The organism is Weissella sp. ESL1156 (genome assembly GCF_058505625.1).
In genome coordinates this window covers 1,042,368-1,056,354 of sequence record NZ_CP196372.1, presented here as the reverse complement: position 1 = coordinate 1,056,354, position 13,987 = coordinate 1,042,368, and the positions used below count along the sequence as shown (strand labels likewise).

At 36.1% G+C, this 13,987-nt stretch carries 15 protein-coding genes; 12 read left to right on the top strand and 3 right to left on the bottom strand.

Translation table 11 applies throughout. The features are described from left to right. The first annotated feature begins 16 nt into the window (after positions 1 to 16). Genes ACSKY2_RS05285 through ACSKY2_RS05270 form a run of 4 tightly spaced genes read left to right on the top strand, consistent with a single transcriptional unit; the run spans position 17 to position 2,806 of the window. The gene (locus ACSKY2_RS05285) at positions 17 to 979 is read left to right on the top strand and encodes a sugar kinase (protein ID WP_489840775.1); all 963 of its coding nucleotides are present in this window, start codon (positions 17 to 19) and stop codon (positions 977 to 979) included. Further along, entirely contained in the window at positions 979 to 1,602 is a 624-nt protein-coding gene (locus ACSKY2_RS05280) for an orotidine 5'-phosphate decarboxylase / HUMPS family protein (protein WP_489877033.1), read from the top strand. The genes ACSKY2_RS05285 and ACSKY2_RS05280 overlap by 1 nt, the downstream gene beginning before the upstream one ends. Next, complete coding sequence (gene hxlB, locus ACSKY2_RS05275) at positions 1,599 to 2,141, top strand: 6-phospho-3-hexuloisomerase (protein ID WP_489840777.1); 543 nt, start codon at positions 1,599 to 1,601, stop codon at positions 2,139 to 2,141. The genes ACSKY2_RS05280 and hxlB overlap by 4 nt, the downstream gene beginning before the upstream one ends. Positions 2,142 to 2,161: 20 nt before the next feature. Beyond that, entirely contained in the window at positions 2,162 to 2,806 is a 645-nt protein-coding gene (locus ACSKY2_RS05270; protein ID WP_489877032.1) for a bifunctional 4-hydroxy-2-oxoglutarate aldolase/2-dehydro-3-deoxy-phosphogluconate aldolase, read from the top strand. A gap of 103 nt (positions 2,807 to 2,909) precedes the next feature. Here the strand turns inward: ACSKY2_RS05270 and ACSKY2_RS05265 are convergent, their stop codons facing one another. Next, positions 2,910 to 3,761, bottom strand: coding sequence for a MurR/RpiR family transcriptional regulator (locus tag ACSKY2_RS05265; protein WP_489877031.1), 852 nt, complete (start codon positions 3,759 to 3,761; stop codon positions 2,910 to 2,912). A gap of 175 nt (positions 3,762 to 3,936) precedes the next feature. Here ACSKY2_RS05265 and ACSKY2_RS05260 point away from each other — a divergent pair, with 175 nt between their 5' ends. The 5 genes from ACSKY2_RS05260 to ACSKY2_RS05240 all read left to right on the top strand — a co-directional run bounded on the left by ACSKY2_RS05260 (position 3,937) and on the right by ACSKY2_RS05240 (position 7,897). Then, entirely contained in the window at positions 3,937 to 4,389 is a 453-nt protein-coding gene (locus tag ACSKY2_RS05260) for a PTS sugar transporter subunit IIA (RefSeq protein ID WP_489877030.1), read from the top strand. A gap of 6 nt (positions 4,390 to 4,395) precedes the next feature. Continuing rightward, a complete protein-coding gene (locus ACSKY2_RS05255) occupies positions 4,396 to 5,718 on the top strand; it encodes a PTS ascorbate transporter subunit IIC (RefSeq protein WP_489840780.1) in 1,323 nt (440 codons plus the stop codon). A 62-nt stretch (positions 5,719 to 5,780) separates the two neighbouring features. Beyond that, positions 5,781 to 6,068 carry a PTS sugar transporter subunit IIB gene (locus tag ACSKY2_RS05250; RefSeq protein ID WP_489840781.1) on the top strand — a complete coding sequence of 96 codons (288 nt, stop codon included), beginning with the start codon at positions 5,781 to 5,783 and terminating at the stop codon, positions 6,066 to 6,068. A gap of 34 nt (positions 6,069 to 6,102) precedes the next feature. Further along, positions 6,103 to 7,179, top strand: coding sequence for an L-ascorbate 6-phosphate lactonase (ulaG, locus tag ACSKY2_RS05245; protein ID WP_489877029.1), 1,077 nt, complete (start codon positions 6,103 to 6,105; stop codon positions 7,177 to 7,179). Between the two features lie 94 nt (positions 7,180 to 7,273). Further along, positions 7,274 to 7,897, top strand: a complete 624-nt coding sequence (locus tag ACSKY2_RS05240; protein ID WP_489840783.1) for an orotidine 5'-phosphate decarboxylase / HUMPS family protein — start codon at positions 7,274 to 7,276, stop codon at positions 7,895 to 7,897. Between the two features lie 103 nt (positions 7,898 to 8,000). Here the strand turns inward: ACSKY2_RS05240 and ACSKY2_RS05235 are convergent, their stop codons facing one another. Further along, positions 8,001 to 8,954 carry a sugar-binding transcriptional regulator gene (locus ACSKY2_RS05235; RefSeq protein WP_489877028.1) on the bottom strand — a complete coding sequence of 318 codons (954 nt, stop codon included), beginning with the start codon at positions 8,952 to 8,954 and terminating at the stop codon, positions 8,001 to 8,003. A 167-nt stretch (positions 8,955 to 9,121) separates the two neighbouring features. On the opposite strand from ACSKY2_RS05235, the gene ACSKY2_RS05230 reads away from it, so the two are divergent. Then, positions 9,122 to 9,454 carry a hypothetical protein gene (locus ACSKY2_RS05230; protein WP_489877027.1) on the top strand — a complete coding sequence of 111 codons (333 nt, stop codon included), beginning with the start codon at positions 9,122 to 9,124 and terminating at the stop codon, positions 9,452 to 9,454. 88 nt (positions 9,455 to 9,542) lie between these two features. Next, positions 9,543 to 11,945: a phosphoenolpyruvate synthase gene (gene ppsA / locus ACSKY2_RS05225; RefSeq protein WP_489877026.1), complete on the top strand. Its 2,403-nt coding sequence runs from the start codon at positions 9,543 to 9,545 to the stop codon at positions 11,943 to 11,945. Positions 11,946 to 12,253: 308 nt separating this feature from the next. Here the strand turns inward: ppsA and ACSKY2_RS05220 are convergent, their stop codons facing one another. Continuing rightward, complete coding sequence (locus ACSKY2_RS05220) at positions 12,254 to 12,796, bottom strand: nucleoside 2-deoxyribosyltransferase (protein WP_489877025.1); 543 nt, start codon at positions 12,794 to 12,796, stop codon at positions 12,254 to 12,256. 299 nt (positions 12,797 to 13,095) lie between these two features. Between ACSKY2_RS05220 and ACSKY2_RS05215 the strand changes: the two genes are divergently transcribed. Beyond that, a complete protein-coding gene (locus ACSKY2_RS05215) occupies positions 13,096 to 13,971 on the top strand; it encodes a phosphate ABC transporter substrate-binding protein PstS family protein (RefSeq protein ID WP_489877024.1) in 876 nt (291 codons plus the stop codon). The last annotated feature ends 16 nt before the right edge of the window (positions 13,972 to 13,987 follow it).

Sequence of the window (13,987 nt, the reverse complement as noted above, 5' to 3'; positions counted from 1 at the left end):
AAAAGAGGGAAAAAAGATGAGTGAGTTTATTACAATTGGAGAACCATTAGTGACATTTGCGTCAAAGGATGCAGATATTTCATTGGCTGATGCAATTAATTTTCATAAAATTATGGGGGGTGCTGAATTAAATGTCGCTATTGGCGTTTCGCGTTTGGGGCATAGTTCAGAATATATTTCACAAGTGGGTGCAGATCCATTTGGACAATTTGTGAAGAAAACAATATTGAGTCATAATGTTGGTACAACTTATATTTCTGAAGATGCTGACCATTTTACTGGTCACCAATTAAAGCAATTAGTCACACACGGTGATCCAGCAACTTTTAATTATCGTAAAGACTCTGCGGCATGCCATTTAACAGAAGCAGTCATTGATCAAGTTGATTTATCTGATGTGAAAATTGCACACATGTCAGGAATTTTTCCTGCCATTTCAGATATTGCTGAAAATACATTCCGGACGTTGTTTAAGCGACTTATTGATAAGAATATTTTGACAACGTTTGATCCTAATCTACGACCAACGCTTTGGTCATCAAAAGAAAAAATGATTTCAACAATCAATGAGTTGGCTGGTATGGCAGATATTGTCTTACCAGGTATGGAAGAAGGAAAGATTTTGATGGGCTCAGATGATCCTGAAAAGATTGCTGACTTTTACTTACAAGGTGAGCGTACTAAGACCGTTATTGTTAAAATTGGACCTGCTGGTGCATATGTTAAGACACAAGATGGTGAAAGTTATACTGTCAAAGGATTTAAAGTTGAAAAAGTAGTCGACACCGTTGGCGCAGGCGATGGCTTTGCATTAGGTGTGATTACAGCCTTATTGGAAGGAAAGTCACTAAAGGCTGCTGTGTTACGTGGTAATGCAGTCGGCGCATTACAAGTTCAAACGCTTGGCGATAATGATGGCTATCCAACACCAGTTGGCTTAAAAGAATTTTATATTAAAGAAGGAGTATCCGAAGAGTAATGAAGTTACAAGTAGCGATTGATAGAGTGTCACTTGAAGAAGCAATGGCAATTGCCCATCGTTTGGATGGTAAAGTAGATATTATCGAATTAGGAACTTCTATCGTAAAAGATTATGGGTTAGAAGCACTTAAGAAAAATTCCTTTCATCTTGAAAAATCCGAACTTCTGATCGATTTGAAAACAATTGATGAAGGAGAATATGAATTTAAAAAAGGCTTTGAAACAGCAGCTGACATTTTAACGGTCATGGGTAGTTCCTCAAATGGCACATTAAATCAAACCTATCAAATTGCACAAGATGTGAAAAAAGATATTTTTATTGATTTAATGGAAATCAATGATGATAAATTAAATGATATGCCCGAATTATCAAACGCTATTTTTGGATTGCATCATGCAAAAGATTCTGGTGAATCATTTGATGCGGTTGATACGATCAAACAATTTCATGAAAAGCACTCACAGATTAAGCGGATAGCTGTTGCAGGGGGCATTGATATTAAACAAGCTAGCAAAATTGCCACACAGGGTATTGCAGATATAATCATTGTCGGTAGTAAAATTACTGGAACGTCTGATCCGGTTAGTGCAGCACAAAAATTTATGGAGGCAATTAAATGAAGTTGATCGAAGAAGTTGTTAGTGAAGTTACTGAGGTGATGTCATTGGTTGATGAACACCAATTAGAACAGGCTGAAAAATTAATTGATAAGAACAAACGTATCTTTATTTTAGGGGCTGGACGTTCTGGACTAATGGCTAAAGGTTTTGCAATGCGCTTGATGCATATTGGTTACACCGTGTTTGTTATTGGTGAAACAATTACGCCATCCATTCAAGCTGGTGATGTTTTAGTGTCAGTGTCTGGATCTGGGAAAACAGGTAGTGTTTTGAATCCTAGTAAAAAAGCAAAAGAAACTGGCGCAACTTTGATTGCCGTGACAAGTGACCATCAATCACCTTTGGGTCAGATTGGGGATGCAACAATCGTTGTACCTGGCGCAACTAAAACAGGTGATGGTGTGAAATCAATTCAGTTATTAAGTACGTTATTTGACCAGAGTGTTCACATTACATTAGATATTTTATGTTTAATGATTAGCCGACGTGATCATATTTCTAATGATTCTGCTAAAGCGACTCATAGTAACATGGAATAGTAAGATAAGAGGGGAGTGTCATGCAAAAAGTTGAAACATTATCACGTTTGGGGGCCGCTGGTGTCGTATCAGTGGTGCGTGGTGAAACAAAAGAAATGGCGTATAAAACAGCGTTAGCATGTATAAAAGGTGGCGTTAAAGCGATTGAATTAACATTCACAGCACCTGCAGCTGATGAGTTAATTAAGCAAATCAATGAAGAATTTGCTGATGATCCAGAGGTAATTGTTGGTGCTGGGACAGTACTTGATGCGATTACTGCGAGAGTTGCTATTATGGCAGGGGCAAAATTCATTGTTAGTCCTGCATTTGATCGTGATACAGCATTCATTTGTAATGAATACCAGATACCATATTTGCCAGGTTGTATGACTATTAACGAGATTCAAACAGCCTTGCGTTATGGCGCTGATGTTGTAAAAGTCTTTCCTGGTAGTTCTGTCGGTAAAGGCTTTGTCAAAGCAATTAAAGCACCATTACCATTTGTTAATGTGATGCCAACTGGTGGTGTTAACTTGCATAATATGCACGAATGGTTTGAGTTAGGCGTTGTCGCAGTTGGTGCTGGTAGTGATTTGACTGGTGCTGCAGCAACTGGTGATTTTGATAGTGTGACGGCACGTGCCAAAGCATACCATAAAGAATATTTACGTATTAAAAATTAAATAAAATAATTTTCCAGATAAATAAACAAAGAAACAAAACTCCTGGATTTGATTTAACCCGTATCGTTACACCAAATCTAGGAGCTTTTCTTGTTTAAATTAGTTATTTTTTGGCATTCTTATGCTTCTGGAAGATGGTTGTACGAATATCTGTCAGTACTTGGTTCGCTTTTGAACCAAAGTGTTGGGCGGTCAAAGTATACAAACAATCATTAATTGCTAATTGTGAAGTAAGTGATAACAATGCTTCACTACGATACTTTGAATCTTCGGAAATCGAGAAGAATTTAACTTCTCCATAATCAGCCAATGGTGATTCAGGAAAACTGGTGATGACAATCATAGGCACTTCTTGCGCCCGTAATGTATCTGCTAATAATAATGTATCGGTATCATCACCTGTATGTGAAATAATAACGGCACAATCATGAGACGACATGCGAGCGGCTTGCATTAATGCCATATGATATTCACTATCATGAATGACATTGATTGGCACTCGTAGAAATTTATGATAAGCATCTAGTGCTGCAATATTTGAACCACCAAGACCAAAGAATCCTAGTGTTTGTGATTGTGTGATCAGTGTCACAGCTTTACTCAAATCAGATTCAGCCATTAACTCGAACGTGTTATTTAATGATTTGATATTTGCTTGCAGTGTTTTTTTAGCAACAGTCTTAGGTGAGTCATCATCTTGAATGTCTGAAAGAGTGTACTTTTCATTCAATTCATTTGCAACTGACCATTTTAACTGAGCAAGGTTAGTATAGCCTAATTGTTGTGGTAAACGTGATACTGTGGCGATAGAGACATCACATTCTTTGGCAATTTGATTAACCGTTTTTGAACTGAAATTGGTTCCTTTTTTAAGGATATAATCGACAACTTTTTTACTTTGTTCACCTAAACTAGGGTAAATATTAGTGATTCTTTTTTTAACATTTGATGGCATAAGTATTCCTCTATTAAATTTTCACAATGTAAGGTAACTTTACCATAAATTTGTCAAGTTTGTAAAAATTTCATCGTTGCAATGTAAGCGTTTTCGTTTATAATAGTATATGTAAAAACAAATCAAATAAATAGCTATAAAAATGATTGTAATTTACAGAAAGGAAGTGTTTTTATTGGTAGACGTTAAAATATTAAATAATGAAATTCAGTTAAAAGTTAATGCAACAGATTGGCAAGATGCCATTCAGGTTGCAGCGGCACCACTACTTAATGAAGGAAAAATTCATCAAGGGTATGTTGACGATATGATTAATTCGGTTAAGTCCTTAGGACCATATATCGTTATTGCGCCGGGGTTAGCATTAGGTCATGCACGACCATCTGAAGATGTACAAGAAACTTCATTTGCGATTGCAACATTAGATAAACCAGTGAAGTTTGGTAATAAAGATAATGACCCGGTTGATATTATTGTTATTTTAGCTTCTAAAACAGGTACCGATCACCTAGAACTATTACAAAAATTGGTTAAGTTTCTTGGTGAAGAGGCCAACTTACAATTATTACGTCAAGCTCACACGGTTGAAGAAGCAAATCAGATTTCTAATTCAATTAATGGAGGGTAAATACTAATGCAAGTTATAAATTTTATTGTTTATCAGTTTTTAAGCAATGAGACAATTTTTCTAGGACTCGTTGCACTGATTGGATTACTTTTACAAAAGAAAAAGTTTCCACAAGTTATTGATGGTACTGTTAAGACTGTGATTGGGTTAACAGTCTTATCGTCCGGAGCTGGTATTCTAATTTCTTCACTATCACCAGTTGTCACAACGTTAAATAAGACACTACATGTTAAAGGTGTTTTGCCAACAAATGATGCTGTCTTTGGTGTTGTTTTAAACTTTAGTTCGATTGCTAAGGGAACGGTCATTACTTTCCTACTAGCATTCTTCTTACATTTGTTACTCGTACGTATTACACCACAAAAGGATTTTAAAAATGCTTACTTAACAGCACACTTGATGTTGTATCATGCAGCATTTATGAATGTGACGTTACCAGTTGTTTTGCACACAAAGTTCTTTGGTACGGTGTTAGTTGGAACGATTCTTAATGCACTTTATTACACGTATTCACCAGCTATTCCACGTAAGCTAGCACGTAATTGGATGCACGATGTTTCAACTTTAGGATTTATGGATCAAGTTGGTTCACTTTTGGCCCACTTCATTGGTAAGTGGTTTGGAAGTAGCGATCCTTCACAAGATGCCGATAACATGAAGTTACCAAAGTGGGCATCAATGTTCCGTGATAATACCATTGTTTTGTTCTTCTTGATGCCAATTATTTTTGTTGGTATTGGATTGGCTGTTGGTAAGTCAGGTATTCAACACTTGGCTGGTACTGGTGCCGATGCAACTAATTGGATCTTATGGTTGATCTTACAAGGATTTACGTTTACTGCTGGTATTGTTATCTTGCTATCTGGTGTACGTATGTTCATTGGTTCAATTGTCCCAGCCTTCAAAGGTATTTCTGATAAGTTCTTACCAGGTGCTATTCCTGCCTTAGACGCACCAACAATTTTCCCATACTCACCAATGGGTGGTATGTTTGGATTCCTAGGCTCAACAATTGGCTGTATCATTGTCACTTTCGCAACGATTATCTTCCATTCACCAGTCATTGTCTTTCCAAGTCCAATTATTATGTACTTTGATGGTAATGTTATGGGTGTGTTTGGTAATAAAGCTGGTGGTTGGCGTGGTGCCTTAGCCGCTGGATTCTTTACTGGTATTATCTCATCAGCCGCTGTTATCCTATTCTATCCATTGACTGGTGCCGTTTATGGTAGTGGTTTGACTTGGTCAAATATTGATTACGCTGTTGTTTGGATGCCATTGATGTACTTGCTAAAGTTCCTACGTGGTTTGGTGCTAGGCATTTTCTAATGACTCATTATCAGTATTTTGTTAATTAAAAAAAAATATATCAATCTATGGAGGATTTAATTATGAAAATTATTGCAGTATGTGGTTTAGGTGTTGGTTCAAGTGTTATCGCAAAGATGAATATTGAAAGTATTCTGTCCGAAGAAGGTCGTGATGAAATTGATGTTGACACGATTGATCTAGGTTCAGTTAGAAGTGCACCTGCTGATATTTACGTGACAACTCGTGAATTATTCGATGAGTTCCCAGAAGATTTAAAGGATAAAACGATTGTTTTGACAAATTTTGTGGACAAAAACAATATTAAGGAAAATATTGATCCAAGAATTACAGAACTTGAGGGAAAGTAATTAGTAATCAGTAGATAGGAGATGCCAATAGAAAATGACGCGAAAAGTTGATGAAATAACAGAAGACACTTGGGAAAAAGAGATTTTTCCGGAATGGGGTTCATGGCTAAATGAAGAGATTGAACAAACGCATGTTGAAAAGGGTAAATTCAATATGTGGTGGCTATCTAATATGGGACTTTGGATTAAGTCTGATGAACAAACTAATTTGGTAATTGATTTATGGAGTGGTACTGGTAAGCAAACACATCATAAGCCAGATATGTCACCTCGTCATCAATGGTCAAGATTAACTGGTGGTCGAAAGATTCAACCAAATCTTCGGGCAACACCAATTGTTATTAATCCTTTTAGAATCAAACATTTAGATGCCTTTTTAGTCACTCATTTTCACCATGATCATATTGATGAGAATGTTGCAGCTGCTGTTCTAAATAATGTCGAAGAAGAGGTACCATTTATTGGACCAAAGTATGTTGTTCAGCAGTGGATTGATTGGGGTGTTCCAAAGGATCGTTGCATCATTGTCAAGCCTGGTGATAAGCTCAAAATTAAAGATATCGAGATTTTTGTCACAGATTCATTTGATCGGTCAATCTTAATTACAGATCCAGATACTGATGAAGCGAATATTCCTGCTGATGATCAAGTACCAGAAATGGATGATCGTTCGGTGAACTATGTGATTAAGACAACAGCTGGCACCATTTATGATGCAGCAGATTCACATTATTCAGCCTATTTTGCAAAGCATGGTCAAGACTTTGATATTGATGTTGCAACAGTTGCCTATGGTGAGAATCCAATTGGTGTCCAGGATAAAATGACGTCAGTAGATGTGCTGCGAACAGCTGAGGCACTACAAACAAAAGTTATTATTCCATTGCATTGGGATATCTGGTCAAATATGTTAGGAGATCCTTATGAAATTGAATTATTGTGGAAGTATCGTAAAGATAAATTGCAGTATCAATTTAATCCAATGACTTGGTTACCAGGTGGAAAGTTTACTTATCCAGATGATATTGGTAAGTTACAGTATTATCATCCACGTGGATTCGATGATCGTTATGATAACGAAGTCAATGTACCATACAGGTCATTCTTATAAATTAATAAATACAGTACTAGATGAGTTTCTTTTTAGATGGCCTCAGAGGATTTCGTGCTATAGTAAAAATTAATATATGGAGGTTTGAAAAATCATGAAATTACAAGTTGCCATTGATCGTGTCTCATTATCTCAAGCAATCCAGTTATCAAAGCAATTAGATGGGTTAGTTGATATTATCGAATTAGGAACATCAATTGTGAAAGACTATGGTTTAGAAGCACTTAAAAAAGAGCATTTTCAATTAAAAAAGTCAGCACTATTAGTTGATTTAAAAACAATTGATGAAGGTGAATATGAATTTAAAAAGGGATTTGAAACGACTGCTGATATCTTAACAGTTATGGGTAGCGCATCTCGTGGGACAATAGAACAAACTTACGCTGTTGCCCAAGATGCTCATAAAGACATCTTTATTGATTTAACAGAAGTTGATGATCAACGCATTAGTCAAATAACAGATTTACAGTCAGCTATTTTTGGTATACATCACTCTAGAGATGCAGGGACTGACTTTAATGCGGTCGCACGAATTAAACATTTTCATGAACAGTTTCCAACGATTCAACGCATTGCTGTCGCTGGAGGAATTGATTTAAAACAAGCACAATTAATTGCACAACAGGGAATCGTTGAAACAATTATTGTCGGTGGTAAAATTACAACAGCTGATGACCCAGTGGCCATGGCGGAACAGTTTATGTCAGTCATTAAGTAAATATTCATAGCATAAAATGGCGAATCAAAGTGCTATGAAATTGTAAATAGTTTAAAAACACAAAATAACCGTTTCTTTCATGATTTAGAGAAACGGTTATTTTTTAGTATTTATCTAATAAATCCATTGCAGTTTGTTTATCAGTAATTAAAACATTTGCATAATGACCACTTAGGGCACCGTGGATAGAAATAAGTTTCTTTTTTGCACCAGCGACTAAAATGGAATATTCCTTTTGACGTAAATGCTCTAAATCAATGCCAGTTGTTCGACTATTAAGGGCTGGATTAATGATGTGACCATCCTTATCAATAAAGCGGGATACAATATCACCTACTGCAGAATGACGTAGTGCAGTAATTTCTTGTTCGCTTAAATAACCAAGGCTGAATAATTGTGTGTGGTCTTGAACAGTACCCGTTGTATAAATTGCAATATTACTTTGTATACCAGTTTCATAAATTTGATGAATAAATTTATCTTTAATGACAATATCCTTGGTGATGGCATTATCTAAAAAGGTAGGTAAGGGGAGGCTAATGGTATTCGTATGGAATGCTTGTGCGAATTTTTGATTAATGTCATTTGCATAATCACTCAAATCTGATTCAGACATACTGCCTTTTAATTGGACAACTTTAATATTATTGTGTTCATTTGGTATTAAATGGTTGGCAACTGCAGTTAATGTGTGTCCCCAACTAATGCCAATAATATCGTTATCTTTCACAATTTTATTTAAATAACTTGCTGTCAATTTTCCGAGTTTATCGTTAATGATTTGGGAGTCGTCAACAAAATTTTCAGCAATTAAAACATCATTTAGTTGATATTTTTTTTTAAGTTGTGTTTGTAATAAATTCAAATCTTGTTTTGGGTCATTTATTTTAATTTGGACCATACCGTTTTCTTTTGCATAAGTTAATAAACGCGAAATCGTTGGTCGTGAAATGTTTAATTTTTTAGCAATGTCGTTCTGACTAAGGCCATCTTCGTAGTACAAATGACAAATTTCGAGTGCAATTTGATTTTTATTGGTAGTTGCTGTATTGACCATATAGTGTAATAACTCCCCTGTTTGATTTATGTAAATTATATCACAATTTAAAAGGTCCCCTTAGAAGTGTGAACATAATTTCAAATAAACCGTTTACATTTGTTCAAGATTCAGCTACAATGAGTTTGTTCATGAATAATAAAAATTATTAAAGGGGTTATTTAGAAATGAACTTAAATCAGTATTTTGATCACACAACGTTAAAACCTGATGCATCACAACAGGACATTGATCAAGTCATTAGAGAAGTGAGTGACAACCATTTTTCTTCGGTAGTTGTTACGCCAAAATGGGTGTCATATGTTAGTCAGCAACTTTTATTATCAACAGTCAAAACGAATTGCATAACTGGTATGCAGTGGGGAGAAAATTCGCCTATCGAAAAGCTTGTTGAGTCAAATGTTGCCATTGGCGTTGAACGTTTGGGGACTAGTGCAAGTATGGCAATTATTGGTAAACCATCATTAGGGTCGGTCAAACGACCTTTTAATTTTAATTAATAAGTAAGCGCTTGCACTTGCTTGAGGTATATTATCAATTTTTGCGATATTGGTAAAAGTAGGATTTAGCTTTTAAGGAGAAATTTTCATGGCAGACAGAACGACAGTTAATATTTTATGGTTTGATGAATTACAGCGGTCTGATGTTGATTTAGTTGGTGGGAAATCAGCTTCACTTGGTGAATTAACTTCAGCAACAAAAATACCAGTACCTTATGGATTTGCAACAACAACCCATGCTTATCGTGACTTTATGATAAGAACTGGTATTAATCGTGAAATTAAAACACTTTTAAATCAAATTCATGATTATGAAAACGCAAATGAATTGCATGACGTTTGTGCAAAAATACGTCAACTAATCATTGGAAGTGATATGCCGACAGATTTAGCAGCTGAAATTAAACAGGCGTATGAAGACTTAGCGAAAAAAATTGGTGTCGTCAATCCTTTTGTTGCAATTCGTTCTAGTGCAACAGCGGAAGATTTACCAGATGCATCATTTGCTGGGCAGCAAGAATCGTACCTTAACATTCAAGGATCAGATGATGTTGTCCAAAAAATTAAAGAATGCTATGCCTCATTATTTACTGATCGAGCAACTTATTACCGCCATAAGCAAAATTTTCCACATGAACAAGTTGCACTATCGGCTACCATTCAAATGATGGTTTTTTCTAAGGCTTCAGGCGTTATGTTTTCAATTAACGTGGGTAATGGAGATGATACGAAAATTATTATTGACAGTATTTGGGGGCTTGGTGAGTACTTAGTGCAAGGAACAGTGACGCCTGATGACTTCATTGTTGATAAGGAGACACTAAAAATTGTCTCTAAAGATATTACGACAAAAAATATTGCGCTAAAGCGTCTACCAGATGGTGGTGTCGCAGAACAACTGGTGCCAGATAAACAGATAAATGCGCCGTCATTAACTGATGAACAAGTTGTTGAACTAGCAAGATACGCAAAAATAATTGAAAATCACTATGGCTGTTATATGGATATGGAGTTTGCGCTTGATGAAAGAACAGACAAATTATGGATCGTTCAAGCACGTCCAGAAACAGTTTGGTCACAAAAAAATAAAAAATTATCAAATAAAAAAGAGGTAAAAACCATGACAACTGATCAAAAGATGACTGTTCTTGTTAAAGGATTACCAGCTAGCCCTGGGACAGCAAGTGGTATAGTGCATGTCATTGAAAATACAGAAGATATCGATCAATTTAAAGAAGGTGAGATATTAGTGACAAGTATGACTTCGCCAGATTGGGTACCGGTTATGAAAAAAGCACGCGCAATTATTACAAATAATGGTGGGCGTACTTGTCATGCGGCTATTGTCTCTCGTGAAATGCAGATACCATGTATTGTTGGTACTGCTAGTCGTGGTGTTGCAGCAATGGACGTTTTGAAGTCAGGTGATACGATTACTGTAGATGCAAAAAATGGTATTGTGTATGCTGGTGAGGAGTCATCAATTTTGACTTCAAATACACAGAAAACAGCAATAAATAATAATACACCAGCGTCTACGAAGTATTTTGCCCCAACAGCGACAAGAGTCATGATGAATCTTGGCGACCCGGATCTCATCGAAAAATATGAACATTTACCAGTTGATGGGGTTGGTTTGATGCGGGAAGAGTTTATTTGGACAAGTTATATTCACGAACATCCACTTCACTTGATTAAGCACGGACAATCTGAAAAGGCAATTGATATGTTAGCTAATGGTATCAGTAAAGTTGCTCGTGCAATGAGTCCACGGCCTGTTGTTTTAAGATTATCTGACTTTAAGTCAACTGAATACCGTCATTTAAAAGGTGGCGAAGAATTTGAGCCGCATGAACCAGCAGATTTGTTAGGTTGGCGTGGTGCATCACGTTATTATGATTCAGCGTTTATTGAAGCATTTAAATTGGAATTGGCAGCAGTTAAAAAAGTACGTGAAGAATTTGGGTTAACGAATTTGAATGTCATGTTGCCATTTGTTAGAACGGTGTCTGAAGCACAAAAGGTAACAGATATTATGGCAAAATCTGGTTTGGTTCGTTCGGCAGATTTTAAAATTTATATGATGGCTGAAATACCATCAAATATTATTTTGGCTGATCAGTTTAATCAGTTTATTGATGGTTACTCAATTGGATCAAATGATTTAACGATGCTATTATTGGGGTTAGATCGCAACAATGATACGGTATCATCGTTGTTTGATGAACGAAATTTGGCAGTAAAGCGTGCCATTGCCCATCTGATTAAGACAGCACATCAAGATGGCAAAACAGTATCAATTTGTGGTCAGGCACCTTCTCAGTACCCAGAATTTACAGATTTCTTAATTCAACAAGGAATTGATTATGTTTCCGTTAATCCAGATATGGTCAAAGCAACAAAGCAAAATGTTGCGCATTTTGAACAACGCATTTTACTGGATAAAGCGACTGGTAATGGGCGACAGGAACAAACCAATTATCAATGGTAATAACGATTTCAGTTTATTCTTGAATAGACGATGATTTCACAACACCTACAATCAAAGACATGACATAAACTTTCCAACTAAAATAAAAGGGGCTGAGAGATATGTCGTTATAATCAGCTGAAAAGGCGCTAATCTATCAATTTTGATTGGTAGATTAGCGCCTTTAAACGTGTTCCAAAAGACTGAAGCCTTACTGTAACAACAATTAGGTACTTCCGGTTCTTCGTTATACTGCGAACCAAAATCACCAAATTATCGTTACAATTGGCTTCAAAACATCTTTTGTCACACTTTCTTGTTCTCTTGTCTTAAATAATCTTACCGTCATAGATACGCGTTGCAATACTCATGAAATCAAATGTTGTTAATTCATCTGTTGAACGGACGTATGAAGCTGGTCCAATGGCAGGCATCAAATTGATTGGCTTATTGATCCAGTCACCATCAAAGAATGCAACTGATGGACGCCCTAAGGCATTAGCGTAGCCTAATTCAAAGGCAGTACCACTGTCTTCATTACCAGCAGTGATAATACCTAAAGTAACATCTGTATTTTGAATTGCAGTGATATCAGCGTTGTAAGTTGCGACAGCCCAAGTATAATCAGGATCAAAATCGCCATTCTCATCAAACGCTTGGCCACCAAATTGATTTAGTAAGGGGACATGTACATAGCTAATTGTCGGGTTATTGTTTAATGCTTGATAAGCAGCTAATAACATCTCAATTTGACGATCAGAAAACCAGCCAGCTCCTAAGTAAATTGACTTGGCACCAGGAACTTTTGTGATAGTTGATGATGCTTTTTTTATATCTTCTAGTTGTTTAATTAATTCATCCATACTTAGCATAATGATACTCCCAAAAATTTATTTCATATGACTACTATTATGACATGTTAGACAGGTAAATAGGAATACAAAAGAGAAATTTAATTATTTTCGATGAACCGTGACATTATCTTGTCAATGTTATGAAATTATTTACCAAACAACTAAGAAAAATTTACGCAATGAAGGTCATATCGATACAATGCTTTTATAAACTATTAAGTGTTGTTAGGGTGACACGCCATTGCTATGACTAAACCAATTGCTCAGTTACCTTAATGACTTATGTTGCCATTAACCACAAATAAAAGGAGTTTGTGATGAAAAAAGGAATATTCTTAGTGAGTGTTGTTGGAATAACGTTTGCAAGTGGGTTGATTGGAAATCAGATTGTTTCTGCCGATGCTGCAAAACAAGTGACAGCTGTGGGCTCAACAGCGTTACAACCCTTAGCCGCACAAGCAGCAGAAGAATTTAGTCAACAAAATCCTAAAATTACCGTTAATGTACAAGGTGGTGGTTCAGGTGCGGGACTAAGCCAAGTTGGTAAAGGTAATGTCACTATTGGGAATTCTGATATTTTTGCAGAACAAAAAGATGGGGTTAAGGCAAATCAGTTAAAGGATCATAAAGTTGCCGTCGTTGGTATTACACCCGTTGTCAATGCAGATGTTAAAGTGTCATCATTAAAAATGACTGAATTACGTGATATTTTTACGGGTAAAATTACCAATTGGCAAACGGTTGGCGGACAAGACGAAAAAATCGTGTTGGTCAATCGTGCACAAGGGTCTGGGACGCGATTTACTTTTGAAAAGACAGTCTTGAATGGTAAGACTGCAAAAACGGCACAAGAACAGGATGATAACGGAGCAGTCCAAAAGATTGTCTCAAAGACACCAGGTGCTATTTCATACTTAGCATTTTCTTATACTGCAGGTGACCAAGCAAAAAATTTGAAACCAATTGCAATTAATAAAGTTAAGCCAACTGAAAAGAATGTACAATCTAATAAGTGGCCAGTTTGGGCTTATGAACATATGTACACGACCAAGCATCCTAATAAACAAACAACCAAGTTTATTAAATTTGTTCAATCTCAGTCAATGAAAAGCACGATTAAGAAATTAGGATACATTCCTGTTTCAGATATGAAAGTCACCAAAAATGCTGACGGAGATATTGTTAAGAAATAATATGAAGTAAAGAAAT